Origin of the sequence: Nonomuraea sp. LPB2021202275-12-8, assembly GCF_037044575.1 — a bacterium.
GTDB lineage: Bacteria > Actinomycetota > Actinomycetes > Streptosporangiales > Streptosporangiaceae > Nonomuraea.
Map to the genome: position 1 here is coordinate 1 of NZ_JBAHWD010000018.1, position 25002 is coordinate 25002.

27 protein-coding genes are annotated in these 25002 nt (G+C 69.3%); 10 read left to right on the forward strand and 17 right to left on the reverse strand.

Annotation, left to right across the window (positions count from 1 at the left end; all coding sequences use genetic code 11):
* Positions 1-415: 415 nt before the first annotated feature.
* Both V5E28_RS28480 and V5E28_RS28485 read left to right on the forward strand, forming a co-directional pair.
* A complete protein-coding gene (locus V5E28_RS28480) occupies positions 416-1132 on the forward strand; it encodes a GntR family transcriptional regulator (protein ID WP_336211124.1) in 717 nt (238 codons plus the stop codon).
* Between the two features lie 941 nt (positions 1133-2073).
* The gene (locus tag V5E28_RS28485; protein ID WP_336211128.1) at positions 2074-2730 is read left to right on the forward strand and encodes a JAB domain-containing protein; all 657 of its coding nucleotides are present in this window, start codon (positions 2074-2076) and stop codon (positions 2728-2730) included.
* 692 nt (positions 2731-3422) lie between these two features.
* On the opposite strand, the gene V5E28_RS28490 is transcribed toward V5E28_RS28485, so the two are convergent.
* The 3 genes from V5E28_RS28490 to V5E28_RS28500 form a co-directional block, all read right to left on the reverse strand.
* Positions 3423-4241, reverse strand: a complete 819-nt coding sequence (locus V5E28_RS28490) for an NmrA family NAD(P)-binding protein (RefSeq protein WP_336211132.1) — start codon at positions 4239-4241, stop codon at positions 3423-3425.
* Between the two features lie 234 nt (positions 4242-4475).
* Positions 4476-5015, reverse strand: a complete 540-nt coding sequence (locus tag V5E28_RS28495; protein ID WP_336211134.1) for a DinB family protein — start codon at positions 5013-5015, stop codon at positions 4476-4478.
* A 556-nt stretch (positions 5016-5571) separates the two neighbouring features.
* Positions 5572-5694 carry a hypothetical protein gene (locus tag V5E28_RS28500; RefSeq protein ID WP_336211136.1) on the reverse strand — a complete coding sequence of 41 codons (123 nt, stop codon included), beginning with the start codon at positions 5692-5694 and terminating at the stop codon, positions 5572-5574.
* Positions 5695-5984: 290 nt separating this feature from the next.
* On the opposite strand from V5E28_RS28500, the gene V5E28_RS28505 reads away from it, so the two are divergent.
* Entirely contained in the window at positions 5985-6461 is a 477-nt protein-coding gene (locus V5E28_RS28505; protein WP_336211139.1) for a GntR family transcriptional regulator, read from the forward strand.
* A 251-nt stretch (positions 6462-6712) separates the two neighbouring features.
* On the opposite strand, the gene V5E28_RS28510 is transcribed toward V5E28_RS28505, so the two are convergent.
* Genes V5E28_RS28510 through V5E28_RS28520 form a run of 3 tightly spaced genes read right to left on the reverse strand, consistent with a single transcriptional unit; the run spans position 6713 to position 9109 of the window.
* Positions 6713-7111, reverse strand: coding sequence for an ASCH domain-containing protein (locus V5E28_RS28510; RefSeq protein ID WP_336211142.1), 399 nt, complete (start codon positions 7109-7111; stop codon positions 6713-6715).
* A gap of 15 nt (positions 7112-7126) precedes the next feature.
* A complete protein-coding gene (locus tag V5E28_RS28515) occupies positions 7127-8149 on the reverse strand; it encodes a hypothetical protein (protein ID WP_336211146.1) in 1023 nt (340 codons plus the stop codon).
* 45 nt (positions 8150-8194) lie between these two features.
* On the reverse strand, positions 8195-9109 hold the full coding sequence (locus V5E28_RS28520; protein WP_336211148.1) for a DMT family transporter: 915 nt from the start codon (positions 9107-9109) through the stop codon (positions 8195-8197).
* On the opposite strand from V5E28_RS28520, the gene V5E28_RS28525 reads away from it, so the two are divergent.
* The 5 genes from V5E28_RS28525 to V5E28_RS28545 all read left to right on the forward strand — a co-directional run bounded on the left by V5E28_RS28525 (position 9108) and on the right by V5E28_RS28545 (position 13422).
* Positions 9108-10505 carry an aminotransferase-like domain-containing protein gene (locus V5E28_RS28525; protein WP_336211152.1) on the forward strand — a complete coding sequence of 466 codons (1398 nt, stop codon included), beginning with the start codon at positions 9108-9110 and terminating at the stop codon, positions 10503-10505. The genes V5E28_RS28520 and V5E28_RS28525 overlap by 2 nt on opposite strands.
* 24 nt (positions 10506-10529) lie before the next feature.
* Positions 10530-11042, forward strand: a complete 513-nt coding sequence (locus V5E28_RS28530; RefSeq protein ID WP_336211155.1) for a CGNR zinc finger domain-containing protein — start codon at positions 10530-10532, stop codon at positions 11040-11042.
* Between the two features lie 44 nt (positions 11043-11086).
* Positions 11087-11695: a GNAT family N-acetyltransferase gene (locus V5E28_RS28535; protein ID WP_336211158.1), complete on the forward strand. Its 609-nt coding sequence runs from the start codon at positions 11087-11089 to the stop codon at positions 11693-11695.
* Between the two features lie 12 nt (positions 11696-11707).
* Positions 11708-12583 (forward strand): 1,4-dihydroxy-2-naphthoate polyprenyltransferase, encoded by an 876-nt coding sequence (locus V5E28_RS28540; RefSeq protein WP_336211161.1) that lies wholly within the window; start codon positions 11708-11710, stop codon positions 12581-12583.
* A 113-nt stretch (positions 12584-12696) separates the two neighbouring features.
* Positions 12697-13422: a GAF and ANTAR domain-containing protein gene (locus V5E28_RS28545; RefSeq protein WP_336211164.1), complete on the forward strand. Its 726-nt coding sequence runs from the start codon at positions 12697-12699 to the stop codon at positions 13420-13422.
* Positions 13423-13450: 28 nt separating this feature from the next.
* Here the strand turns inward: V5E28_RS28545 and V5E28_RS28550 are convergent, their stop codons facing one another.
* The 6 genes from V5E28_RS28550 to V5E28_RS28575 form a co-directional block, all read right to left on the reverse strand.
* Positions 13451-13924 carry a GNAT family N-acetyltransferase gene (locus V5E28_RS28550; protein WP_336211168.1) on the reverse strand — a complete coding sequence of 158 codons (474 nt, stop codon included), beginning with the start codon at positions 13922-13924 and terminating at the stop codon, positions 13451-13453.
* Between the two features lie 138 nt (positions 13925-14062).
* On the reverse strand, positions 14063-14800 hold the full coding sequence (gene dapB, locus V5E28_RS28555; protein WP_336211171.1) for a 4-hydroxy-tetrahydrodipicolinate reductase: 738 nt from the start codon (positions 14798-14800) through the stop codon (positions 14063-14065).
* A gap of 21 nt (positions 14801-14821) precedes the next feature.
* Positions 14822-16129: a M16 family metallopeptidase gene (locus V5E28_RS28560; protein ID WP_336211528.1), complete on the reverse strand. Its 1308-nt coding sequence runs from the start codon at positions 16127-16129 to the stop codon at positions 14822-14824.
* Positions 16129-18453 (reverse strand): polyribonucleotide nucleotidyltransferase, encoded by a 2325-nt coding sequence (locus V5E28_RS28565; RefSeq protein WP_336211173.1) that lies wholly within the window; start codon positions 18451-18453, stop codon positions 16129-16131. The genes V5E28_RS28560 and V5E28_RS28565 overlap by 1 nt, the downstream gene beginning before the upstream one ends.
* A gap of 275 nt (positions 18454-18728) precedes the next feature.
* Complete coding sequence (rpsO, locus tag V5E28_RS28570) at positions 18729-18998, reverse strand: 30S ribosomal protein S15 (protein ID WP_336211175.1); 270 nt, start codon at positions 18996-18998, stop codon at positions 18729-18731.
* Between the two features lie 176 nt (positions 18999-19174).
* A complete protein-coding gene (locus V5E28_RS28575) occupies positions 19175-19576 on the reverse strand; it encodes a VOC family protein (RefSeq protein WP_336211178.1) in 402 nt (133 codons plus the stop codon).
* 77 nt (positions 19577-19653) lie between these two features.
* Between V5E28_RS28575 and V5E28_RS28580 the strand changes: the two genes are divergently transcribed.
* Positions 19654-20241, forward strand: a complete 588-nt coding sequence (locus tag V5E28_RS28580; RefSeq protein WP_336211180.1) for a TetR/AcrR family transcriptional regulator — start codon at positions 19654-19656, stop codon at positions 20239-20241.
* 4 nt (positions 20242-20245) lie between these two features.
* On the opposite strand, the gene V5E28_RS28585 is transcribed toward V5E28_RS28580, so the two are convergent.
* Positions 20246-21172 (reverse strand): bifunctional riboflavin kinase/FAD synthetase, encoded by a 927-nt coding sequence (locus V5E28_RS28585; protein ID WP_336211530.1) that lies wholly within the window; start codon positions 21170-21172, stop codon positions 20246-20248.
* Between the two features lie 85 nt (positions 21173-21257).
* On the opposite strand from V5E28_RS28585, the gene V5E28_RS28590 reads away from it, so the two are divergent.
* Complete coding sequence (locus V5E28_RS28590) at positions 21258-22277, forward strand: TRM11 family SAM-dependent methyltransferase (protein ID WP_336211182.1); 1020 nt, start codon at positions 21258-21260, stop codon at positions 22275-22277.
* Here the strand turns inward: V5E28_RS28590 and truB are convergent.
* From truB to V5E28_RS28610, 4 genes are read right to left on the reverse strand one after another with little or no spacing between them, the layout of a single operon-like run.
* A complete protein-coding gene (truB, locus tag V5E28_RS28595) occupies positions 22274-23146 on the reverse strand; it encodes a tRNA pseudouridine(55) synthase TruB (RefSeq protein WP_336211185.1) in 873 nt (290 codons plus the stop codon). The two genes, V5E28_RS28590 and truB, sit on opposite strands and share 4 nt — an antisense overlap.
* On the reverse strand, positions 23146-24189 hold the full coding sequence (locus V5E28_RS28600; protein ID WP_336211188.1) for a DHH family phosphoesterase: 1044 nt from the start codon (positions 24187-24189) through the stop codon (positions 23146-23148). The genes truB and V5E28_RS28600 overlap by 1 nt, the downstream gene beginning before the upstream one ends.
* Positions 24186-24641: a 30S ribosome-binding factor RbfA gene (gene rbfA / locus V5E28_RS28605; protein WP_336211190.1), complete on the reverse strand. Its 456-nt coding sequence runs from the start codon at positions 24639-24641 to the stop codon at positions 24186-24188. Before rbfA ends, V5E28_RS28600 begins: the two co-directional genes overlap by 4 nt.
* 42 nt (positions 24642-24683) lie before the next feature.
* A complete protein-coding gene (locus V5E28_RS28610; RefSeq protein WP_336211192.1) occupies positions 24684-24980 on the reverse strand; it encodes a DUF503 domain-containing protein in 297 nt (98 codons plus the stop codon).
* Between the last annotated feature and the right edge of the window lie 22 nt (positions 24981-25002).

Genomic DNA, 25002 nt, shown 5'->3' on the forward strand with positions numbered 1-25002 from the left:
CGCACGGGCAGGCCGTACCCACTGCCACGCACGGGCAGGCCGTACCCACTCTGCCAAGCCAGGGTTATGCCGTCCTTGCCCACCAGCTACGGAGGACGCCGCGCGCCCCTCATCAGGGAGCAATCGCCGGGCCGCGCCTCACTCGTGGGGCGCCTGGCCAGCCGCCGGACCGCCAAGGGCACAGTTGCGCCCAGAAGGGGCGCATTGGAAGAGGTCGCCGATATGTGCTCGGGGGTACACACATCGACGACCTCTACCGGAGAATCGCCACCCCTTACACCGGCGTTACAGGGTTTCTTCGATAATTTTCCGCTACCGCAAAGTTGGGGCTCCAGCAGACCTCGATGACGGTCGGTTACCTGCCGAATACGGCAACATGGGGCAACGCCTCACACGAACCCCCAGGGATGGACTAGTGGCCACCTCAGATCCGGTCTACCTGCGTGTCGTCGAAGACATTCGGCGACAGATCAACGACGGCACCCTTCCTCCCGGCGCGCCCATCCCCTCGCGGGCGCAGCTGACCCGCAAGTACCAAGTTGGCGAGACCGCCGCCCGGCACGCGCTGCGCGTGCTAGCAGGCGAAGGCCTCATCATCGGCCGCGTGGGCTCGGGCCACTATGTGAGAGAACGGCCCGATCTCGCTCCATTGCACCGATGGCGTTTTCTTGATCATTCTACCCCGTTCGCTGCTGATCTGCAGTCACAGGGCAGGCGCGTGACATGGGATTGGCACAGCGAACCCGCCGAGGCAGGCCCCGACCTCGCCAGACGGCTACGGGTCGACCGGTCGGCGACCCTGACCAAGACGCACTATGTCTTCCGTGGCGACGGCCGCCCCCTCCAGCTTGCGACCGCCTACGAGCCGCTGGAGTTCGCCGCCCACAATGAGGAAGAGCGACGCAGCCTGGTTGCGAGAATGTACGCGCACGGCATAAAGATCACCGAAGTTGTCGAGAGCATCCACAGCCGCGTTCCCCACCCGACTGAGAGCGACGCCCTCGACCTGCCGGCCGGCGTACACGTCCTGCACGTCGAACGGACCCACTGGGCCGGCGACCGCCCAGTGGAGACCAGCGACATCATCATCCCGGGCGACCGGTTCCGCATGGTCTACAGCATGCCGGTCTGACCAGTGCCACATGATCAACATGCATTCCGGTCCGGCTGGCTCCGCATGGGTGTCCAGGAATGCCGAGTCTGACCCATACGTCACCGTGAGCTCCGGCGCGACACCGCCTCGTTGTCCGGAGCTCACCTCTTCCAGGCCCCTGTCCTCGACAGGCCATTCCCCTCGGACGACAAGCTTGTAGCGACTCCTTCGACGGATTCGCTGTACGGAACCCGAGAACGAGCTGAACCATCGGCTTGCGGCCCCGCTTCCATCCGGCCGAACACCACCACTCGACTCCTCACCACCTGCGCGCCGTAGGAACCGCCCGACCACCACTCGACTCCTCACCACTTGCGCACCGCAGGATTCCGTCAATCACCTGGCGACTTCACTCGGTCCAGCGCGCCGAGCTAGGAGGAGGCGCGAGACGTTCTCCAGCGGGCGGATGGAAACCGGGATGCCGAGTGCGACCATCGGAGACTGGACGTTCAGCTCGAAGCTGTCCCACGGGCACCGGCTCTCCATGTCCGTGGCCATGCGCAGACTGCCCGACAACGTGCCAGTTCAAGTCCGCCAGATCCGCCGATCCCCACCCTGGCCCGGAGAGATTCCGGTCATCGCCGAGAATCCCCCGCTTCACGTACCTCACAAGCGGTATCCGAGCCCGCGACCGCCGTCACCGTACCGCCCGACCATGCGGTGAACGACGCACCCAAGTCGACTGCGGCAATGATCAAACGTCAGAGGTTTCACCCGGATCAGCCTCCTGTGCGAGCAGTTCCCGCTCGTCGCAGCATCACCACAACTCCGGGGGCAGCTCGTCCGCATCGGTCACCAAGACGCGGCCGGAAGCACATCGACGAGGATCAAGTCCGGCGGATCGGTCATTGCGACGCCGGGAAACGCGCAGGCCAGAGGTTGTCGGTGCTCGTTGATAGAAATCGTTCGGGAGGTGCGGGATGCGAGTCAAGGATCTGCCGAGGCGAGAGCGGCCGCGGGAGCGGCTCATGGAGAGCGGGGCTGCGGCGCTGGCCGATCGCGAGCTGCTGGCCGTGCTGCTCGGCTCAGGTTTTCGTGGGACAAGCGCGATGGACCTGGCCGCTCAGGTCATCGCGCACTGCGGCGACCTCGACGGGCTTGCGCGCTCGGGGCCGCACCGGCTGCTCGCCGTGCCGGGCGTGGGCCCCGCCAAGGCGGCACGGGTGGCGGCGGCCTTCCATCTTGTACGGCGCGCGGAGGCGGAGCCCACACGGACGCGGGTCACCAGCACAGCGGACCTGGCCTCGGTGGCCGCTCCTCTCCTGCGCGGACACTCGCACGAACGGCTGGTCGTGGTCGTCTGTGATGTTCGGGGTGCGGTGCTGCGGCGCACGGTGCTCACGGAGGGCGGTGCGGATCACACAGCAGTCCCGATCCGGGAGATCATCACAGCGGTGCTCACAGCAGGGGGCGGCGCGTTCGGCATCGCTCACAACCATCCGAGCGGCTCGCTGAATCCCAGCGACGACGACCTGACAGCCACGAGCCGCCTCATGGAAGCTGCCGAGACGGTGGGGCTGCGGTTCCTCGACCACCTCATCGTCACCGACACGGCGTGGCGCCGTATCCCCAACTGACCCAGGTAAGTGTCCCTCCGGCCAGGGCAGGGCATTAGCGGCCCCGGAAGGACTGCGCGGCCGTGGCGACCCGATGTCGGTCCGGAGCCGGCCAACCTGAAGGCAACCCAGCACGTTACGACCTGCGTCTGAAGGTCCCGCCCTGTGATCCCTAACCCTCGCCCTCGCCCTCGCCCTCGCCCTCGCCGCCCGACGCCCGACGCCCGACGCCCGACGCCCGACGCCCGACGCCCGACGCCCGACGCCCGACGCCCGACGCCCGACGCCCGACGCTTGGGAATGATCGCACCGAGGGTGTACGTGCCAAGCCGGCACTATTCCCCCTAGTGCGCCTAATTGGAGACCATTTATGGCCCGATGAACTCAGGATTCTGTGCAGAACTAAAGGGCCTTCTACTCGCCTCAGACGAAATCGCATGATCCCCAAGAAAGCGCAGAAGGGCAGCGCCACTACAGAAAGCCATGGCATCCTAATTTCTGCGGGTAGGCCGTTCAGGACGTCAAACCGGCCAATTGCTCGTAGTGCGTGGTCCCGCGCCTCCCGGAGGGCGCGGGACCATGTGGCCTGCTGCCGGACACTCCTCAGTTGCGATCGAAGGCAACCGGCTCAGCTGAGGATGACGGGCCAGTCAGCCCGGCAGCAGGCTTCTCAAAATGATCGACACGCCCATCAGCCGGCCGCGTGAGACCGCTCACTTGAAGCGCGCCGCGTGGCTCGCGACCCAGTCGGCGAAGGTGCGGGGTGGGCGGCCGGTGATGTCCTCGACGGTGGAGACCACCGTGTACGCCTCCGGGGGCGGATTCCGCCGCCAGGTGGCCAGCACCTCGATGAACTCCTCGCTGTGGCCGGCCTGCCTCCAGTCCTCGCGCGCCTGTTCCTCGGTGAGTTCCTCGAATCGCAGCTTGCGGCCGATGGTGGCGGCGATGATGTCGAGCCGCTGCCGCGAGCTCAGCGCCTCGGGCCCGGTCAGCGTATAGATCTTGCGCGCGTGTCCGGGCTCGACGAGCACCGCCGCCGCCACCGCGCCGACGTCGGCCTCGTGGACCATCGCGGACGGAACATCGCCGAACGGTTCACGTACCGCGTCTTTCGTACGGATGGGCTCCGCCCAGCCGAGCGTGTTGCTCATGAAGTCGCCGGGCTGGAGCCGGGTCCATTCGAGTTCGCTGGCCTCGACGGCCTCCTCGACCGGCCCCACGTGGCCGTTCCACAGGACGGTGGCGCGGCGGACACCCGCCTTCAGTGCCAGCTCGACAATTTCGGGACCGGTCCGCAGGGTGGCGTAGTCGTCGCCGCCTACCGCCAGCAGATGCACGCCCGTCACCCCATCGAAGGCGGGGCCGAGCGTTTCCGGGGCAGTGAGGTCGCCGGCCACGACCTCTACCTGTGGCGGCAGAGCCGCCTTCGCCGGGTCGCGAGTGAGCGCCCGAACCTGCTGACCGGCCTGGAGCAGGTGGTCGACGACCTGGCGCCCGGTCCTCCCTGTCGCTCCTGTCACGAGATATGTCATGCGCTGTCCCCCTTCAGAGGTTCGCGCTCGACGCTAGGACCTCAACCTTGGCTGAGGTCAACCGCCGGGAGCGAACCCGCCAAGGACGATCAGACATCGGCAGGCCAGAACCCGGGCGGCTCGCGACCCCCGCAACACTTCAGAGCGAAACTACGAACCTGGAGCGCGAGCGCCCTCCTCCGAGGCAGAAAACCCCTCAGTCCCGGCCCCTCGTAGGGACGCCGAGGCCGGCAGCTACTCTCCGGTGAGCCCGTCCACCGACTCCCGCAGCAGGTCGGCATGGCCGTTGTGCCGTGCGTACTCCTCGATCAGGTGGACCAGGATCCAGCGCAGACTGGGCGCCCGCCCGTCGGGCCAGGTGCGCCGGGCCGGCTGCTCCAGCCCGCCATCGGTCAGCGCCTCCGCGATCCGGGAGCGGGAGCGCGCCACCGCGTCCTGCCAGAGCGCGTGGAGCTGATCGGGGGTGTCGTCGGCGGCCGAGTGCCAGTCCCAGTCGCGGTCGGCCCTCCAGTCCACGCTGTCCCAAGGCGACTCGAAGGCTCGCCCGTGCAGCCACCGGGAGCTCCAGTCGTCCTCGACGTAGGCCAGGTGCTTGAGCATTCCGCCCAGAGTCATCGACGAGACGCCGACGGTCGCCCTCAGCCCTGCCTCGTCCAGTCCCGCGCACTTCCACGCCAGGGTCGCGCGCTGGTAGTCCAGGAAGCCCAGGAGGGTGGCTGTCTCGTCGGCCGCAAGAGGAGGCTCCGGGCGTCCTTGCTCGTCAAGGGGGATCATGGGTGGTGAGCCTACCGGCGGATCCCCGGCGCTCCCGCGTGGACAGAGGTCAACCGACAGGGCGCTGAGGAAAAGACCATTGCATTCGGGTAGGGCTTGAAACAGCTGCTTATTGCAAATGGATCGGAAATGATAAATCGCGACATGGCGTCGAGCCTGCTCTTTCCTTTTGGAGAGCTCGCCGGAGGGCCCCGCGGCCCTCGCAAACCTGAGCCCGAGGCAAGGGCTTGCTAGGGAGTTGGACCCGGCAGGCGTGGTGCATTGGGATGACACCTGCCGGGGGATCGGACAGGCGGGACCAGTGCCTGTTCGGTCGAACGGATCGCGTCGGCGGCCGTGTGCGATCCGTAGATCATGGCTACGCAGCACCCTTCATCCCTTCAGTGCGGAGCCATGGGACCCGGCCTGCTTCTCTGTGGCGGCAGGGAAGCCGACCGGGAGCTTCGAGCACGTCACGGCGCACAGCACCGCCCCTTGCATCGTCTGCGGCGACCGCCTCGCCGTCCCACCAGGAAGAACAGGACTCGGGCCAGGGCAGACGGGCGGCGTCGCGAGATCATCGCGCCGCTCCGGTCAGCAGCTTGGCCCACAGCGCGTCGATCCGGGCGACGCTCTCCCGCTGACACTCCTCGACCACCATCCGGCCACCGCGCCTGCTCGTCCGGCGAATGAATCGCACGCCGCCCGACTGACACAGCTCGTACCACGAGGACTGGCAATCGCATGTGTAGTCCCGCACCCGGACTCGCCCGGCCTGAGGCCGCATTGGACTCCAATCGATGTGGATGTGATCGGTACGCACTGCTGCGACGTGGGGACTTGAACAGTCATCATGGGGCACCGGAAGACGTTGAGCCACGCATGGAGCATACGTCTAGTTGTCTCCTCCTGACCATACGTAAATGTAGATTCACCTGAACGGCCGAAGCGTTATGGGGGGTCTCGTATGGCTTCGCCTATCTTTGGTATGTGCTCGACTACGATGGAGACACTCATCTCTACCTCCAGATCGCCGAGATTCTGCGGCGGCGAGTCGCCGGACTCTCCTCGGGGCATCCCGTTCCGAGCGAGGCCGACATACAGGGCGAGTTCGGGGTTGCCAGGACGACGGCCAGGCGTGCCATCCACGTGCTTCGCGAGGCAGGCCTCATCTACACCGTGCAGGGAGAGGGCACGTTCGTCGGCGCCCCGGATGCGGCGCCACGCCAGCCGCGGAAAATCCCGCTGTATCAGCAGATCGCCCTGGATATCGCAGATCAGATCAAGGCGGGGCAGTTTCAACCACGGAGGCCGATTCCTGGCGAAACGGCGCTGCTCCAGCAGTACGAGGTCGCCCGGGAAACCATACGTAGAGCCATGGCACTTCTCCGGGAGCAGGGCTGGATCTACACCGTCGCCCAGCGTGGCAGCTACGTGTCCCCCAAGGAGTCATGGCCTCAGGATTGAGCCCACTCGACTGCTTGTATCCAAACGTCTAGCTTTCGTAGATGCTAGATCGCGAAGGACCAATCCGCTCTACTTCCAGATCGTGGATATCATCCAAGATCACATTTGCGCCGGACAGCTACGGGTCGGCGCCCCCGTGCCGAGCGAGGCGCGCCTGAAAGTCGGGTTCGGGATAGCCCACAGCAAGTGAGAGAGCCAAGATGCGCCAGCACGGGGTTGCGGAAACGGCCGTTTGAAGGAGCCGTCACCCCTTACGAGGTCGCCAGCCGGAAGGAAAGGCAGACGACGGTCGTGGCGTCGTCCACCTCGTAGCCCTCGCCCTGCCAGTAGCGCCGATGCGCCTCGCGCCAGTCCTCGATCGCACCGTAACCTTCGCCCTCCGACTGGGCGAACTCCCAGCTCACCTCCGCGAAGGGCACCAGCGCGACCTCGACCACCTCGAGCGTGGCCACGTGGGAGCCCGAGTCGTAGATGAGGGCCAGGTGCTCCCCCACGTGCTCGAGCTCCTCGTCTTCGGCCTGATAGTCGAGCTCCAGGAGGCCGGCCGTGGCCTTCTTGGAGCCCGCCAGCACCAGGTCTGTCAGCCAGGTGCGCATCTCGCCGGGAGTGCCCAGCTCGACGACGCGCAGCCCGTTCGCCCGTCCCCACATGAGCGGGATCGTACGTCAGAAGACCGGGATGATGTCCTCCGGGTCGATGAAGTCGACGGGGACGCCTTCCAGGTCCAGCTCGGGGATGGCGGGGAAGGCGATGCCCCAGCGTTCGACGATGGCGCGGACCCGGGCCATGGCGACGCGCCAGTTCTCGGCCTGCTCCTCGAAGGAGAGCACGCCCAGGCCGGCGTCTCGGGCGTGGTCCATGAGGACGCGGTGGTTGGCGAGGAAGTAGGGCGGCAGCTCCCAGAACCCCTCGGGCGGCTCCCAGAGGATCATGGACAGGAAGACGAAGCCGGCGCGGAGCTGGCGGGTGATCAGGACGCGGGTCTCTTCGGTGAGGCCGGGCCACTCGTTCTCCAGGATCGTCATGCAGATCTGGAGGTGGCGGGACTCGTCGCGGCCGATGCGCTGGAACATCTCCTCGAATACCGGGTGCTGGGCGCCTGAGGCCATACCTCTGAAAAGGGTGGAGGCCGCCATCTCCCCCATCATGAAGCTGGTGAAGAGGATCGGCAGCGAATACTTGCCCACGGCGGTGTTGTAGCCGGTCCAGTAGCGGCCGCCGTTGTGATAGAGCCAGCCGATGTTGTTGTGGGCGGCCTTTTCCAGGTCGTCCGTGGGGATCCAGTCGAGGGGGCCGCCCGGCCACAGTTTGGCGATGCTGCGCTGGCAGCATTCCTCGTGGTTCATCTCGTCACGGGTGATCGAGAAGAAGCACTTCCTGACCGGGTCCTCCTCGTGCTTCTCGAACGCCTGGATGGTGGCGCGGGCGAAGACCGCGGGCCCCGAGGCGTCGAAGTTGGCCAGGACCGCGAACCAGTACATGATGCCCAGCCGCTGCTCGCGGCTGAAATCGGCAGGGTCCAGGTCGTCCCACGGCAGGTCGGCCGGGTTCCACAGGGTGCGCTTGGACTTCTCGTAGATGGCCGCGAGTTTGTGGGTCTCGACTCGCCATTCCATCGGGTAGATGTTGGGCTGCGGGATCTCCGGGGCAGGCCAGAAGCCGCCTTCAGGGATCGTGAGGTCCGCCATGTGTGACACCTCCACCCCCCATCCTGCGGCCAGGCGTCACGGCTTTCAAGTACGGGCGCGCTGGGTGATGGCGACACATGCGAGTACGGCCAGCGCCGCGGCTATCGTGGCGGCGCCGTACCTCTCCCCCATCAGGAACCAGGCCCACACGAGCGTGAGCAGAGGCTGGGTGAGCTGGGTCTGTCCGGCTCTGGCGATGCCGCCTCTGGCCAGGCCCGCGTACCAGGGGAAGAAGCCGAGGAACATCGAGATCAGGCCCACGTAGGCGAAGCCCGCGAGGGAGGCGGGAGTGGGGGTGATCGGGGTGGTGAGCGCCAGGGCCACGGTGATCGGGGTCGTGAGAGGGAGGGACAGGACCAGGGCGTAGGAGATGACCTGCCAGCCGGGGGTGGTCCTGGACAGGGTGCCGCCTTCGGTATAGCCGACGGCGGCCGAGATCAGGGCGCCCACCAGGAGCAGGTCGGGCCAGGCCGCGCTGGCCTCTCCCCTGGTCAGGGTGAACACCGTGATGGCGGCGGCGCCTGCCGTACACGCTGCCCAGAAGAGCGGGCGCGGGCGCTCGCCGGCGCGCAGGACGGCGAAGGCGGCGGTGGCGGCCGGCAGGAGGCCGATGACGACGGCGGCGTGGGCGGTGCCGGCGCCGAGGTCCAGGGCCAGGCCGCTGAAGACGGGGAAGCCGAAGACGACACCCAGGGAGATCAGGGCGTACGGGCGCCACTGCGCTCTCGGGGGGATCAGCGGGAGCCCTGCCGTTTTGAGGCAGACCAGGGCCACGGTTCCGGCGATGAAGGCGCGGCCTATCGCCACCAGCCACGGGTCGAAGCCCTGCATCGCGTAGACGGTCGCCGGAAAGGAGCCGGAGAAGGCCACGACACCCAGGAACGCGAGTGCCGTGCCCTGCCGGGCGTTCGGCGGGACCGCTACTGCGACCGTGACGGTAGCGCTATCGTTGCCTTTCATGGATCACGATAGCAGTATCGGTCAGATCGCCGCGATCCTGCGCGAAGAGGTCACCCGGCTACGTCCGGGCGACCGGCTGCCGTCCAGCCGGGAGATCATGCGCCGCCACGGCGTGAGCCCGGTCACCGTGTCGCGGGCTCTCGGGCAGCTCGCCGCCGAGGGCAAGGTGATCACCAGGCCGGGCAGCGGGGCCTTCGTGGCGCCACGGCGGGAGTGGGCACGGGAGGCCGCCGACTTCTCCTGGCAGACGGTCGCGCTCGGCGACCGGGTGATCGACGACGAGCCCGTGGCGGCGCTGCTCGGCGTGCCACCCGAGGGTGCGGTGCCGCTGACCGGCGGCTATCTGCCTGCCGGGCTCAGGCCCGACCGGCAGCTCGCGGCGGCGGCCGCCAGAGCGGTGCGCAGGCCGGACGCGTGGGCCATGCCCCCGCTGAACGGGCTGGGCGAGCTGCGCAGATGGTTCGCCACCCAGGCGGGCGGGGACGTGACGGAGACCGACGCGCTGATCGTGAGCGGCGGTCAGGCCGCGTTGACCCACTCCTTCAGGGCGCTGGCCGCCCCGGGGACGCAGGTGCTGGTCGAGACGCCGACGTATCCGGGGGCGCTGGCGGCGGCCAAGGCTGCGGGGCTGCGGGCCACCGCGGTGCCCATCGACCGGGACGGGGTGCGGCCCGACCTGCTGGCGGAGGCGTTCGCGGTGTCGGGGGCGCGGGTGTTCCACTGCCAGCCGACGTTGCAGAACCCCACGGGCGCGACGCTCGGCGGCGAACGCCGGCGGCAGGTGCTGGAGGTGGCCAGGGCGGCGGGGGCGTTCGTGATCGAGGACGACTACGCCCGCCACCTGACCGCCCAGGCGCCGCCGCCGCTGGTGTCCCTGGACACGCACGGCACCGTGGTCCACATCCGCTCGCTCACCAAGATCCTCTCGCCGAGCATGCGGCTGGCGGCCGTCATCGCGCGGGGGCCGGCGGCGCACCGGCTGCGGGCGAGTCAGCTCGTGGAGTCGTTCTTCGTGGCCCGGCCGCTGCAGGAGACGGCGCTGGAGTTCGTCGGCTCCCCGGCCTGGCAGCGGCACCTGGTGGCGGTGCACGCCGAGATCGCCACCCGGCGCGACGCCCTCGCCACCGCGCTGGCCGCGCGGATGCCGCAGGCGGAGCCGTACCTGCTGCCAGGCGGCGGCATGCACCTGTGGCTGCGGCTGCCCGCGGGGACCGACGAGCGGGCCCTGGTGGAGGCGGCCAAGCGCAACGGCGTCCTGGTGAGCCCCGGCAGGATCTACTACCCGTCAGAGCCACCGGGGCCGCGCATCCGGGTCACGCACATCGCGCCCGCGAACCTGGCGGAGCTCGCCGAAGGAGTGCGACGGCTGGCGGAGGCGCTGAACACCGTCGGATGATCACAGAACAAGTACAGTGGTCACATGCTGGCGCTTGCGGAGTTGATACGCGACTTCGTGAACACCTACGAAGTCGAGGCCGACAGCGACGAGCTCGGCACCCCTGCCGAGCTGGCCGTCTGGCTGCGCGAGCGTGAGCTCATCGGCCAGGCCGACCGGGCCACGGACGACGACCTGGCGACCGCGATCGCCCTTCGGGAAGGGCTGCGCGCCGCGTTGCGCGGGGAGGCTGTGATCGAGCTGCCCGTGCTGCCGCTCAGGGTGGCGTTCGGGGTGCGGCCCGGCCTGGTGCCGGTGGCCGGCGGGGTCGCGGGCGGGCTGGCCGGGATCGCCGCGGCGGTGACGGACAGCTCGTGGGACCGGCTGAAAGTGTGCGCCGAGGACTCCTGCCAGTGGGCGTTCGTCGACTCGTCCAGAAACCGTTCCCGCTCGTGGTGCTCGATGAGGGTATGCGGCAACCGTACTAAAACGCGCGCGTACCGGGCGAGGAAGCAGGGTTCGCGTCGTCTCCAACGTTCAAACACCGATACGGTGTAACTCGTGCCTTGTGGCATGAAGAGCAGGCGAAGGAGCGGGCCGAGATGGCAGACGTAGGCGTCCGGGCGGCCCGGCGCGAGGATGTGCTCCAGGTGGCGAACGTCCAGGTCCGTGCCTGGCGTTTCGGCTACCGGGATTTCCTGCCCGAGGGTCCTCTCGAGCAGATGACGGGCCCGGCGGCCGAGAAGATGTGGCTGCGCCAGTGGGATGAGGCGATCGTCGCGCCGCCCACCTCACGGCATCGCGTGCTGGTCGCGGTGGAGACCATTCTCGACACCGAGGGCTTCCCCGCGCTGGGAGCCGGCGGCAACGCCGCCCCCGCGACGCCGCGTGGCGGCGAGCGGGTGGTCGGGCTGGCCTCACACGCTCCCGCCGAGGACCCCGACCTCGACCCGACCGTCGTGGCCGAGATGCTGACACTGCTGGTGGACCCCGACTTCGTCCGGCGCGGCCACGGCAGTCGCCTGCTCAACGCCACGGTCGACCACCTGCGCGAGGACGGCTACCGCCAGATCGTCACCTGGGTCTTCTCCGACAACTACGCCGTCCTCGGCTTCCTGGAGTCGGCCGGATGGGGCGAGGACATGGCCGAGCGCGTGCTCGACATGGGCCGGCCGATCCGCATGGTCAGGCTCACCACCGACATCAGCTAGAGGATTCAACGCATGGCAACCCCTGGTCAGTGGCTCGCCGGCGCGCGCCCGCGCACGCTGCCCAACGCGGTCGTCCCGGTCATGGTGGGCACCGGCGTGGCGATCGGCGAGGGCGGCTTCAGCTGGTGGCGTGCGGTTCTGGCGCTGCTCGTCGCGCTGCTGCTGCAGATCGGCGTCAACTACGCCAATGACTACAGCGACGGCATCCGCGGCACCGACGACCAGCGGGTCGGCCCGATGCGGCTGGTGGGCTCGCGGGTGGCCACGCCACCGCAGGTACTCGGCGCGGCGCTGGGCTGCTTCGCCGCCGCGGCGGTGCTCGGTCTGGTCCTCGTGGTCGCCACCCGCGCGTGGTGGGTGCTGCTGGTGGGCGCGGCGGCCATCGCCGCCGCCTGGTTCTACACGGGCGGCAAGAGCCCGTACGGCTACCGCGCGCTGGGCGAGGCGGCCGTGTTCGTGTTCTTCGGTGTGGTGCCCGTGGTCGGCACCGCGTTCGTGCAGACCGAGCAGCTCTCGTGGCCGGCGCTGGTGGCGTCCGTGCCGGTCGGGCTGCTGTCGTGCTCGATGCTGGTGGTCAACAACCTGCGCGACGTGGGCACCGACGGGCAGTCGGGCAAGCGGACGCTGGCGGTCGTGCTCGGCGCGCCCCGGACCCGCGTTCTTTACGCGACGTGCCTCATCGTGCCGTTCGCGGTCGCGCTCGCCATGGTCGTGGTCGCGCCCGCCGCGGCACTCGCGCTGCTCGCGGCCCCCCTGGCGATCTCCCCGGTGCGGACCGTACTGAGCGGCGCCGCGGGGCCCGCCCTGATCAGCGCCCTGCAGCAGACGGGCAAGCTCCAGATGGCCTACGGCCTGCTCCTCGCGATCGGCCTGGCCGTCACCTTGTGACACGTTATGAGTCGCCGATCCGGGGCAGCTCGCATGGTCCACACCCTGATGGCCTTCATTGCCGATGCAGCCGGTGGAGGCGCGGCCCCGCTACGCACTCGTGAGGAAAGGCGTTGGACCCGCTCAGCAACCTCACGCGAACCCCAGCCTTCGAGCAACCACTACGAGAGATCCTCGCCATCGCGTCCCGGGCCATGCCCGATGCGCCGTTGGCGTCGGTCGCCGTGTGCGAGAACGGCCGGCTGCGCACCGTCGCCTACTCCGCCACGGACGCCGCGACGCTCGACGAGCTGCAGTTCAGCGCCGGCGAGGGACCGTGCCTGGAGGCGATCGAGAGCGGGCAGGCCGTCCTGGCCACTGATCTGGCCGCCGAGTCGCGCTGGCACGGCTCGGCCGCCGGACTTGCCGCCAAAGGTGTGCGCAGCCTGCACTCGCAGCCGCTGACCTTCGACAGCCAGGTGCGGGGAGCGCTGAACCTCTATTCGGAGCGGTGCGGCGGCTTCGCCAGGGAGACGCGCGTCGCCGCTCAGGTGACGGCGGAGCAGGCGGGAGTGCTGCTCCGGTCGGTGCAGCACGAGGCCCGCCTGAAAGAGGTCATCGAGCAGCTCCGAGAGGCGCTCACCACCCGGATGATCATCGACCAGGCGCTCGGCATCATCATGGCCCGGCGACGCTGCACCGCGCCTGCGGCCTTCGAGATCCTGCGCCGCAGCTCGCAGAGCAGGAACGTCAAGGTGCACCACATCGCGGCGGACATCGTACAGGCGGTCAGCGGCCAGCCACCCCAGCGTCCGCACTTCGACGACCCTCCCCCGCCGCACGAGGTCAGTCGACTCTGATATCCGCGGCGGGAGGGCCCAGCGGCGGCTAGGCGCGCATGACCACCCGGGGCGCGACCTCGATGCCCAGCTCCCGCTCGTGCTCGACCAGCGCGCGCAGCTCCGGCCCCCACTCCTCTGCGGGCAGCACGGTGAAGCCGTGGCGCTCGTACCAGGGCGCGTTCCACGGTACGTCTCTGAACGTGGTCAGCGTCACCGCGGGAACGCCGGCCGCTCGTGCGTGGTCCAGCACCGCCTCGACCAGCCGCCCGCCGATCCCCCGCCGCATCCGTTCGGGATGGACGGCGAGCTGGTCGAGGTGCAGGTTGCCGTCGACCCGGCTGACCAGGGCGAACCCCGCCGGCGGATCGCCTTCGACCAGCACCGAGCCGGGGTCGTCCACTTCCTCGATCATCGTCGTACCGGGCGGGAAGGTGATCCCCACCTGCTCGAAAAGCCCGTCGGCCGCGACCTCCACGAAAACCAGACCTGCAAGATCATCAGCCTTTGCCCATCGCGCCATGCCGACACGGTCTCATGTTCGAGGTCGCGGCCGCCTCTGGATATTAGTGTGATGATCGTAGGCTCGGCTGTGCGGAGCCGGGACCCCCTCCTCACACCGTGCCCGCGACCTTGACCAGGTGGTGGGCACGGCGTCTGTCTAGAGGTCGAGCAGAGGCTCCAGGCCCACGGTGAGGCCGGGCAGCTCCCGCACGCGGCGCACGCCTAGCAGGACGCCGGGAGTGAAGGCGGAGCGGCTCATGGTGTCGTGTCGGATCGTGAGGGTTTCGCCGTCGCCGCCGAGCAACACCTCCTGGTGGGCGATCAGCCCGGCGAGCCGCACCGCGTGCACGTGGACGCCGCCGACGTCGGCGCCGCGTGCGCCGTCGAGCTCGGTGCTGGTCGCGTCGGGCATCGCACCGAGGCCGGCCTTGGCCCGCGCCTCGGACACCAGCTCGGCGGTGCGCCGGGCGGTGCCGGAGGGGGCGTCGGCCTTGTTCGGGTGGTGCAGCTCGACGATCTCGACGGACTCGAAGTGCCGGGCCGCCTGCTGCGCGAAGTGCATCATGAGCACGGCCGCGATGCCGAAGTTGGGGGCGATCAGGCAGTTGGCGCCGGGGGATTTCGCCAGCCAGCCGCGGACGGTGTCGAGCCGCGCGGCGTCGAAGCCGGTGGTGCCGACCACCGGATGCACACCATGCGCGATCGCCCACTCCAGGTTGCCCATCACCACGTCGGGATGGGTGAAGTCGACCACCACCTCGGCCCCTTCGAGCCCTTCGATGGGGTCGTCCTTGTCGAGCGCGGCCACCAGCTCCATGTCGGTGGCCGCCTCGACCGCCTTGCACACTTCCACGCCCACGCGGCCTCGGGCGCCGAGCACACCTACCTTGATCACACGGTCAAGCCTATACCGAGGTCAGGAGATGGCGTCGGAGAAGTCCTTGTCGCCGTACGGGCCGATCACGGCGAGCGTGAGCGGCCTGCTGAGCACGTCCGTGGCCACCTCGGCGATCTCGCCGGCGGTGACGGACTCGATCCTGGAGAGCACCTCGTCCACCGAGAGCAACTCCTCGTAGACCAGCTCGTTCTTGCCGATGCGGGACATGCGCGAGCCGGTGTCCTCCAGGCCTAGAACCAGGCCGCCGCGCATCTGGCCCTTGCCGCGGACGATCTCGTCCTCGGTCAGGCCGTCGGACACCACCCTGGCCACCTCGTCCCGGCAGATCTTGAGCACGTCGTCGATCTTCGACGGCAGGCAGCCGACGTAGATGCCGAACTGGCCCGTGTCGGCGTAGGCGGAGGTGTAGCTGTAGGCGGAGTACGCCAGGCCGCGCTTCTCCCTGATCTCCTGGAAGAGCCGGGAGGACATGCCGCCGCCGAGCGCGGCGTTGAGCACGCCGAGCGCGAAGCGGCGCTCGTCGGTGCGAGCCAGGCCGCTGGTGCCCAGCACGAGGTTGGCCTGCTCGGTCGGCCGGTCGAGGACCTTGGCCACCGACGACGTGCGCGCGCCCGGCCCGCTGGTGCGGGGCGGTGCGTACTCGGCGGGGCCGGTCAGCGTGCCCGAGCGCTCGTAGGCCCGTGCTACCAGCTCGACGACCTCCTCGTGGCGGACGTTGCCCGCCACCGAGACGACCGTGCGCAGGGGCTGGTAGTAGCGCTGGTAGTACTCGGCGATCCGGTCGCGGCCGAGGGTGTTGATGGACTCGACCGTGCCCAGGATGGGCCGCCCGATCGGAGAATCGCCGTAGAGAGCCGCCGCGAACTGCTCGTGCACCACGTCCGACGGGTCGTCGTCGTGCATGGCGATCTCCTCAAGGATCACGCCACGCTCCGACTCCACGTCGTCGGCCGTGATGAGCGAACTGGTCACCACGTCGGCGAGCACGTCCACCGCCACCGGCAGGTCCTCGTCGAGGACCCGCGCGTAGTAGCAGGTGTACTCCTTGGCGGTGAAGGCGTTGATCTCACCGCCGATGCCCTCGATGGACGCCGAGATCTCCATGGCGTCACGAGTCGGCGTGCCCTTGAACAGCAGGTGTTCGAGGAAGTGGGTGGCTCCCGTGTGCTCGGGGGCCTCGTCACGCGAGCCGATGCCGACCCACATGCCGACCGCGACACTACGCACGGTCGGCATGGTCTCGGTCACCACGCGCAGCCCACCGGGGAGGACGGTGCGCCTGACCACCCCGGCCCCGTCCCGGCCGGGATGCAGCGTGGTAGTGATCACGAGTTGCGGTCGTCCCCGTCGCTGCGCGGGGCGCGCACCCGGGTGCGGGTGCGGCGCGGGCGCTCCTCGCGAGACTTGTCGTCACCCGCGGGGGCCGACTCCTCGGGCTGGCTCTCGCCGGAGTCGCCTCCGGCCTCCTTCTCGGCGGACTCCTTCTCGATGACCTCGACGGGCACGAGAGAGAGCTTGCCGCGCTGGTCGATCTCGGCGATCTCGACCTGGATCTTCTCGCCGACGCTCATCACGTCCTCGACGTTCTCGATGCGCTTGCCGCCGTGCAGCTTGCGGATCTGCGAGACGTGGAGCAGGCCGTCCTTGCCCGGCATGAGCGAGATGAACGCGCCGAAGGCGGCGATCTTGACGACCGTGCCCAGGTAGCGCTCGCCGACCTCCGGCATGTGCGGGTTGGCGATGCCGTTGATCGCCGTGCGGGCCGCCTCCGCGGAGGGGCCGTCGGTGGCACCGATGTAGATGGTGCCGTCGTCCTCGATGGTGATCTCGGCGCCCGTGTCGTCCTGGATCTGGTTGATCATCTTGCCCTTCGGGCCGATGACCTCGCCGATCTTGTCCACGGGGACCTTGATGGTGATGATGCGCGGCGCCGTCGGGTTCATCTCCGCCGGGGAGTCGATGGCCTCCTGCATCACGTCGAGGATCGCGAGCCTGGCGCCCTTGGCCTGCTTGAGCGCGCCGGCCAGCACCGAGGCGGGGATGCCGTCGAGCTTGGTGTCGAGCTGGAGCGCGGTGATGACGTCCTTGGTGCCGGCGACCTTGAAGTCCATGTCGCCCATGGCGTCCTCGGCGCCGAGGATGTCGGTCAGCGTGACGTAGGTGTCACCCTCGCCGATGAGGCCCATCGCGATGCCGGCCACCATCTCCTTGAGCGGCACACCGGCGTCGAGCAGCGCCATCGTGGAGGCGCAGACCGAGCCCATCGAGGTCGAGCCGTTGGAGCCGAGCGCCTCGGAGACCTGGCGGATGGCGTACGGGAACTCCTCGCGGGCCGGCAGCACCGGGATCAGCGCGCGCTCGGCGAGCGCGCCGTGTCCGATCTCGCGGCGCTTGGGCGAGCCCACCCGGCCGGTCTCACCGGTGGAGTAGGGCGGGAAGTTGTAGTTGTGCATGTAGCGCTTGGTCCGGTCGGGGTTGAGCGTGTCGATGACCTGCTCCATGCGCAGCATGTTCAGGGTCGTGACGCCGAGGATCTGCGTCTCGCCACGCTCGAACAGGGCCGAGCCGTGCACCCGCGGCACCACGTGGACCTCGGCCGACAGGGCGCGGATGTCCTTGGTGCCACGGCCGTCGATGCGGACGCCGTCCTTGATGACCCGCTCGCGCATGAGCTTCTTCATCACCGAGCGGAAGGCGGCGGAGATCTCCTTCTCGCGGCCCTCGAACTCGGGCAGCAGCTTCTCGGCCACCACCGCCTTGACCTTGTCGAGCTCGTTGTCGCGCTCCTGCTTGCCGGCGATGGTCAGCGCGGCGGCCAGCTCGTTCTTCACCGAGGACTCGACCGCGCCCAGGACGTCCTCCTGGTAGTCCAGGAAGATCGGGTATTCGGCGGTCTCCTTGGCGGCGACCTGCGCGACCCTGGACTGCGCCTCGCACAGCACCTTGATGAACGGCTTGGCCGCCTCCAGGCCCTCGGCCACGGTCTCCTCGGTGGGCGCGACGGCGCCCTCGGCGACCAGCTTGAGCGTGTCCTTGGTGGACTCGGCCTCGACCATCATGATGGCGACGTCGCCGTCGGCGAGCACCCGCCCGGCCACGACCATGTCGAACGTGGCGCGCTCGAGCTCGTGGTGGGTCGGGAAGGCCACCCACTGGCCGTCGATCAGCGCGACGCGGACGCCGCCGATCGGGCCGGAGAACGGCAGGCCGGCGAGCTGGGTGGACAGCGAGGCGGCGTTGATGGCCACCACGTCGTAGAGGTGGTCCGGGTTGAGCGCCATGACGGTGGCGACGACCTGGATCTCGTTGCGCAGGCCCTTGACGAACGAGGGGCGCAGCGGGCGGTCGATAAGGCGGCAGGTGAGGATGGCGTCCTCGGAGGGACGGCCCTCACGCCGGAAGAACGAGCCGGGGATGCGGCCCGCGGCGTACATGCGCTCCTCGACGTCCACGGTGAGCGGGAAGAAGTCGAGGTTCTCCCTCGGGTTCTTGGACGCGGTGGTCGCGGACAGGACCATCGTGTCGCTGTCGAGATAGGCGACGGCACTGCCTGCCGCCTGCTGTGCGAGCCGTCCGGTCTCGAACCGGATCGTGCGCGTGCCGAAAGAGCCGTTGTCTATGACGGCTTCAGCGGTGTGGACACCCTCCACGGGGGACCTCCTTGGTCAGTCGGTCTCCCGCGCCCTGTACACCGGCACCCTCGTTAGGTGCAGCGCCGGTCTTCGATCGAAGCGCCCGGTCTTGGTTACCGGAAGCCACTACCGAGGACCGGCCCGCAGGCGTCGCGGGTCGCATGGTGCTGAGCGGACGCGGGGGCTCTAAGTGTCTCGGATATTCAGTTGTACGTCAGGCGCGCGGCGCGGAGCCGCTCGACTCGCCGGACCATATGAGAAGGGAGCGGCGTAGGCCGCCGCTCCCTTTCATGTTATCGCCGCAGGCCGAGGCGCTCGATGAGCGCACGGTAACGCGCGATGTCGACCTTCTGAAGGTACTTCAGCAGGCGGCGCCGGCGACCGACGAGCAGAAGCAGGCCACGACGGCTGTGGTGGTCGTGCTTGTGCGTCTTCAGGTGCTCGGTGAGCTCGCTGATGCGCTTGCTGAGCAGCGCGATCTGCACCTCGGGCGACCCTGTGTCACCGTCGACCGTCGCGTATTCGGCAATGATGGACTTCTTGGCAGCGGTGTCGAGGGACACGGCTCTCCTTCATCTACGGGCACGCGCTAACGGAAAGCTGGTGCGAACGACCGTGCGTGCCTACAGTCGCCGCGGCGAAGGCCTTCAGGGCAGCGCACAGCGCTGCCGTCACAGAGCCGACATGCAAGGTTACCATCCTGGACCGGGTGCTCGCGTTCCGTGTCGCCTTCCACGTGTCAAACGTACTGCTCCGCGTACTCCTGGGACGGCTCGATCGGCGTGATGACATCGATGAGCACGCCGTTGGGGTCGGCCACGATGAAGTGGCGCTGGCCGAAGTCCTCGCTGCGCAGTGCCAGCTCAGGTGCCAGCCCTTCGCCCACGACGAGGCGCTCCCACTCGGCGTCGGTATCGGCCACCTCGAAGTTGAGCAGCAGCCCCGCGGCCTTCGCGCGGCGCCCTTCGGGCAGCGTCGGGTGCGTGTGGTCGAGCAGCGCCAGCTCGTAGGAGCCGCGGCGCAGGCTCACGTACCACTCCGCCTCGAAGGTCACCTCGAACCCGAACAGCCGGACGTAGAAGTCCCGGGACTCGCTGACCCTGTCCGTGCAGATCACCGGATAGAAGCCGGTGAGTTCCATGTCGTCCCCTTTCGCATACCAACGGTATGTGACGGTACGCTAGTTGGCGTACCGTCGGTATGTCAAAGTGAGGCGCGATGACCAGGACCAGAGTTGAGCAGCGGGAGCACACCAGGCGAACGCTGCTCGCCGTCAGCCGGCGGCTGTTCGCTAGCAGGGGCTACGGCGCGGTGGGCCTGGCCGAGATCGTGCGCGAGTCCGGCGTGACCAAGGGCGCCCTCTACCACCACTTCGAGGGCAAGGCCGAGTTGTTCCGCGCGGTGCTGAACGAGGTGCAGCAGGAGGTGGCGGCCAGGGTGGCGGCCGCCGCCGACGCCGCGGACGATCCGTGGTCGCGGCTCCGGGCCGGGTGCGCGGCCTTCGTGACAGCCGGCGCCGATCCCGAGGTCCAGCGCGTCATGCTGATCGACGGCCCGGCGGTGCTGGGCTGGAACGAGTGGCGGGCGATCGACGAGGCGAACTCCGCCAGGCATCTGGCCGAGGCACTCGCCGAGCTGATCGAGGACGGCACCATCCCCGCCCAGCCGGTCGCCCCGCTCACCCGCCTGCTGTCGGGCGCGATGAACGAGGCGGTGCTGTGGCTGGCCCAGTCGGCGGGGCCGGACGACCTGGCCGACACCCTGGCGGCCCTGTCGGTGCTGCTGGAGTCGCTGCGCCGCCGATGAGATCTCAGGAAGTCAGGCGGCGGACCTCGTCCACGTCGGCGTGGATCTGGGCGACGAGCTCCTCGATCGAGTCGAAGCGGGTGTTGCCGCGCAGCCGCGCGGCGAACTCGACCGCCACGTGCACGCCGTACAGCTCCAGGTCGTCGCGGTCGAGCGCGTACGCCTCGACGGTGCGCGGCACCCCTTCGAACGTGGGGTTGGTGCCGACGGAGATGGCGGCGGGCCAGCGCTCGCCCTCGTAGAGGGCGGGCAGGTTGGCGACCGGCACGCACTCCAGCCAGCCCGCGTAGACGCCGTCCGCCGGGATGGCCGTCTGCGGCGGCGTCTCCACGTTGGCCGTGGGGAAGCCGAGCTGCCGTCCGCGCTGGTAGCCGCGGACCACCACGCCCTCGACCCGATGCGGCCGGCCCAGGTCGGCGGCGGCGCCGTGGACGTCGCCCGACACCAGCCGCTCGCGGATCTCGGTGGAGGACAGCGCGTCGAGCAGGGTGACCACCTCGACCGTGAAGTCGTACTTCTCCCCCAGCGCGCGCAGCGTCTCGGTGTCGCCCTCGGCGCGGTGGCCGAAGGTGAAGTCCTCCCCCACCACGACGCAGGCGGCGTGCAACCCGTCGGCGAGCACCTTCTGGGCGAACTCCGCCGGGCTGAGCCGCGACAGCTCCAGCGTGAACGCCAGCACCCGCACCTCGTCCACGCCCAGCCCGGTCAGCAGGTCGGCCCGGCGCCGCGGCGACGTCAGGCGAGCCGGCCGGTGGCCGGGCCGCACGACCTCCTCCGGATGCGGCTCGAACGTGAGCGCCACGGAGGGCAGTCCGCGCTCGCGGGCGACGGCGACGGCCCGCTCGACCACCCGCCGGTGGCCACGGTGCACGCCGTCGAACATGCCGATCGTGACGACAGACCTCTCCGAACCCCGCACGCCCGGCCCCATTCGCTTGTGGCGGATCACTCCCTCCACAAGCCTGCCATGCTCGCCCGCATTCCCCGAAACCGAGGGCGGTACGATCGTTGCCACCATGCCTCGTTACGCACTTCTGATCCTGCCCGCGTTCAACCGCGTCTACGGGCAGAGCTCCGCCCGTCTCACCCGCGCCGAGCTGGCCGTCTTCAGCGACAGGGCGCTGGCGGCCGGCGTGTCGGGCATCGAGGAGAGCGAGATCGGCGGCCTGCCCTATGTGACGTTCGAGACCGCCGAGCCGCTCGGCGACGCGGACGTGGCGCTGCTGTCCAACCTGTCGTCGGTCTATGCCCTGTTCGGGGTGGAGGGCGAGCTGCTGCGACCGCTCGCGATGCGCCCGCTCGACCGGCTGAGCAGCGACCTGCTCACGATCCAGAAGTACGCCGGCAAGACCAACGAGCACTTCACCAAGCTGCTGCTCAACGTCACCGCGCTGGCCTCAGATTTCCCGCTCGACGGCAGGCTGTCGGTGTTCGACCCGATGTGCGGGCGCGGCACCACGCTCAACCAGGCACTGATGTACGGCTACGACGCCTACGGGCTCGACGTCGACGGCAAGGACTTCGACGCCTACGCGGGCTTCCTCAAGACCTGGCTGAAGAACAAGCGGTTCAAGCACACCGCCGAGACCGTGCCGGTGCGGCGCGAGCGGGCGCTGATCGGGCGGCGGCTCGCGGTCACGTTCGCGCTGTCGAAGGAGGCGTTCAAGGAGGGCGACACGCAGCAGGTGTCGGTCGTCAACGCCGACACCATGCGCAGCCGCGACTTCTTCAAGCCGCGCTCGTTCCACGTGATCGCCACCGACGCCCCTTACGGGGTGCAGCACGGCAGCAAGGGCGGCGGCGGCCTGTCACGCAGCCCACTGGAGCTGATCAAGCAGGCCGCCCCCCTCTGGGCGGAGCTGCTGCGGCCCGGCGGCGCGCTCGGCATCTCCTGGAACACCTACGGCGGCGGCCGCGACGAGCTCGCCGCGATCCTCGCCTCGGCGGGCCTCGACGTGGTGCCTTATCCGGACTTCGAGCACTGGGTCGACCAGGCGATCGTCCGGGACATCATGGTGGCGCGCAAGCCCGTCTAGGAGACGAAGACGGCCAGCGGCTTGGCCAGCCGGCCCTGCTCCTCCACCAGCGCGAGCAGCTCGCCGTCGGGGCCGAACATGCCGATCGGGCCCTTGCCGATCCCGGCCGCGGGCAGCCGGCCGCCGTGCCTGACGACGCGGGCCTCCTCGTCGGTCACGTCCCTGCGCGGGAACGCCGCCGCCACGGCCTCCCCGATCGGCAGCACCGAGCACTCCTCGGCGAGCTGCTCGATGGTGGCGGCTCCGGACAGGTCGTACGGGCCGACGCGGGTGCGGCGCAGCGCGGTCAGGTGCCCGCCGACGCCGAGACCGGCGCCCAGGTCGCGGGCCAGCGCCCGGATGTAGGTGCCGGACGAGCAGCGCACCGTGGCGTCCACGTCCACCACGTCGTCCTTGTGGCGCACGTCGGTGACGTCGAAGTCGTAGACGGTCACGGGACGGGCGGCCAGCTCCACGTCCTCGCCCGCGCGGGCGAGCTTGTAGGCGCGCTGCCCGTCCACCTTGATCGCGCTGACCTGCGGCGGGATCTGCATGATCTCGCCGGTGAGCGCGGCCACGCCGTCCCGCACCCGCTCGGGCGTGACGGCCGCCGCCGAAACGGTCGAGGTGACCTGTCCCTCGGCGTCGTCGGTGTTGGTGGTCACGCCCAGCCGGATCGTGGCCTCGTACACCTTCTCCGTCAGCGCCAGGTGCCCGAGCAGCCGGGTCGCCTTCTCGACGCCCACGACGAGCACGCCCGTCGCCATCGGGTCGAGCGTGCCGGCGTGCCCGACGCGGCGGGTGCCCGCGAAGCGGCGCAACTTGGCCACCACGTCGTGGGATGTCCACTCGGCGGGCTTGTCGACGATGATCAAGCCGCTCTCGGCCATCAAGCCTCTCTCAGCAGGTTCCGGAACTTCGCCATGGTCTCCTCGACGCTGTCGTGCGAGGTGAACCCGGCCGCGTTGTGGTGACCGCCGCCGCCCAGCTCGGCGCAGACCGCCGCCACGTCGACGTGGCCCTTGGACCTGGTCGACACCTGCCAGGCGCCCTGGTCGTCCTCCTTCAGCACCGCGGCCACCTCGGCCTCGTCGGTGCGCCGCACGATGTCGATGACGCCTTCGAGCTCGGAGTACGGCAGGCCGTGGGCCGCCCTGTCGACCCGGGTGATGTACGTCCACACCAGGCCGTCGTCGAGCGACACCCGCTCCAGCGCGGCGCCGAGCACCTTGAGGTAGCCGAACGGGGAGCGGTCCCACAGCTCCCTGGCGATCTCGTCGGTGCGCAGCCCGGTGGCGATCAGGCGGGCCGCCATCTGGTGGGCGGCCGGCGTGGTGGACGAGTGCCTGAACGACCCGGTGTCGGTCACCAGCCCTGTGTACAGGCAGGTGGCGATGTCGTGGTCGAGCGCGCCGCCGAGCCGGTAGATGAGCTGTTCGGCCAGCATGGCCGTTGCCGCCGAGCTCGGGTCGATGAGGTCGAGCGTGCCGAAGCCGTCGTTGGACGGGTGGTGGTCGACCACGATGAGCTCGCGTGCCCGCTTGACGCTGCCGGCGAGCAGGCCCAGCCGGCCGATCGACGGCGAGTCGAAGGTGATCATCAGGTCGGGTGCCGCCGGGTAGTCCGCCGGCGGCACCAGCATGTCCTGGCCCGGCAGGAAGCCGAGCAGCCTCGGCACGGTGAAGTCACGGTCGCCGAACGAGGCGGAGACGCGCTTGCCCATCGACCGCAGCACGAAGCCGACGGCCAGCATCGAGCCGAGCGCGTCGCCGTCGGGCGACACATGACAGGCCAGCGCCACCTCGTCCGCCTGCGAGATCAGCTGGAGCGCCCGGCTCCACGCCGCCTCGGGCACGGGCGAGCCGGAAGGCTGCGCCGTACCCGGGGTGACGCGAGACTGGCGGTCGAGCCTGTCGCGAACGTCGGGCGTCACGGCGCCGGGTGTCCCGCCTGCTCGTCGTCTTCCTCGTCGGGCTTCTTATACGGGTCGGGCTCTCCCGCGTAGTCGGCTTCCGCTGCGCGCCGGGCCACCTCGGCGTCCCTGGCCCTGGCGGCGTTGATCAGGTCGTCGAGCTGGCGGGCGCTGTCGGGCAGCGGGTCGTGCTTGAACGCCAGCGTCGGGGTGAAGCGCACACCGGTCTGGCGGCCCACCTCGGACCGGATGATGCCCTTGGCACTCTCGAGCGCGGCCGCACTGTCGGCGCGCTCGGCGTCGGAACCGAACACCGTGTAGAAGACCGTGGCCTCACGCAGGTCAGCCGTGATGCGTGTGTCGGTCACGGTGACGAAGCCGAGGCGCGGGTCCTTGATCCGGCGCTCCAGCATCTCGGCGACGATCTGCTGGATGCGATCGGCAAGCTTGCGCGCTCGTGCTGCATCCACCATGTTCGCTCCCCCCTCAGGCACGACAGGCCGTCGTGCGTTCGTTCACTCTTCGTCGTTGTAGAGCCGCTGCCTGGCCGACAGCAGCTCGATCTCGGGGCGGAAGGCCACCAGCCGTTCGCAGGAGTCCATCACCTCTTTGCAGTTACCCGCTGAGGCGGAGACGACCGCGATGCCGACCTCGGCTCTTCGATGCAGGTCGAGGTGGCCGGTCTCGGCCACGGCCACAGCGGGAAAACGCCGCTGCAACTCGGCGACCAGCGGACGCACGACCGATCGCTTCTGCTTCAGCGAGTGCACCTCGCCGAGCAGGATGTCCAGGGTAAGGGCACCCACATACATCGTTGGCAACCGCCGCTTGCAC

Coding starts and splice junctions, on each gene's coding strand:
- V5E28_RS28485 (WP_336211128.1), top strand. CDS start 2,074: ATGCGAGTCAAGGATCTGCCGAGGCGAGAGCGGCCGCGGGAGCGGCTC.
- V5E28_RS28590 (WP_336211182.1), top strand. CDS start 21,258: ATGCCTCGTTACGCACTTCTGATCCTGCCCGCGTTCAACCGCGTCTAC.
- V5E28_RS28525 (WP_336211152.1), top strand. CDS start 9,108: ATGGATCACGATAGCAGTATCGGTCAGATCGCCGCGATCCTGCGCGAA.
- V5E28_RS28530 (WP_336211155.1), top strand. CDS start 10,530: ATGCTGGCGCTTGCGGAGTTGATACGCGACTTCGTGAACACCTACGAA.
- V5E28_RS28515 (WP_336211146.1), bottom strand. CDS start 8,149: ATGGCGGACCTCACGATCCCTGAAGGCGGCTTCTGGCCTGCCCCGGAG.
- V5E28_RS28580 (WP_336211180.1), top strand. CDS start 19,654: ATGACCAGGACCAGAGTTGAGCAGCGGGAGCACACCAGGCGAACGCTG.
- V5E28_RS28550 (WP_336211168.1), bottom strand. CDS start 13,924: ATGGCGCGATGGGCAAAGGCTGATGATCTTGCAGGTCTGGTTTTCGTG.
- truB (WP_336211185.1), bottom strand. CDS start 23,146: ATGGCCGAGAGCGGCTTGATCATCGTCGACAAGCCCGCCGAGTGGACA.
- rbfA (WP_336211190.1), bottom strand. CDS start 24,641: ATGGTGGATGCAGCACGAGCGCGCAAGCTTGCCGATCGCATCCAGCAG.
- V5E28_RS28510 (WP_336211142.1), bottom strand. CDS start 7,111: ATGTGGGGACGGGCGAACGGGCTGCGCGTCGTCGAGCTGGGCACTCCC.
- V5E28_RS28585 (WP_336211530.1), bottom strand. CDS start 21,172: ATGGGGCCGGGCGTGCGGGGTTCGGAGAGGTCTGTCGTCACGATCGGC.
- V5E28_RS28575 (WP_336211178.1), bottom strand. CDS start 19,576: ATGGAACTCACCGGCTTCTATCCGGTGATCTGCACGGACAGGGTCAGC.
- V5E28_RS28490 (WP_336211132.1), bottom strand. CDS start 4,241: ATGACATATCTCGTGACAGGAGCGACAGGGAGGACCGGGCGCCAGGTC.
- V5E28_RS28520 (WP_336211148.1), bottom strand. CDS start 9,109: ATGAAAGGCAACGATAGCGCTACCGTCACGGTCGCAGTAGCGGTCCCG.
- V5E28_RS28495 (WP_336211134.1), bottom strand. CDS start 5,015: ATGATCCCCCTTGACGAGCAAGGACGCCCGGAGCCTCCTCTTGCGGCC.
- V5E28_RS28535 (WP_336211158.1), top strand. CDS start 11,087: ATGGCAGACGTAGGCGTCCGGGCGGCCCGGCGCGAGGATGTGCTCCAG.
- V5E28_RS28540 (WP_336211161.1), top strand. CDS start 11,708: ATGGCAACCCCTGGTCAGTGGCTCGCCGGCGCGCGCCCGCGCACGCTG.
- V5E28_RS28610 (WP_336211192.1), bottom strand. CDS start 24,980: ATGTATGTGGGTGCCCTTACCCTGGACATCCTGCTCGGCGAGGTGCAC.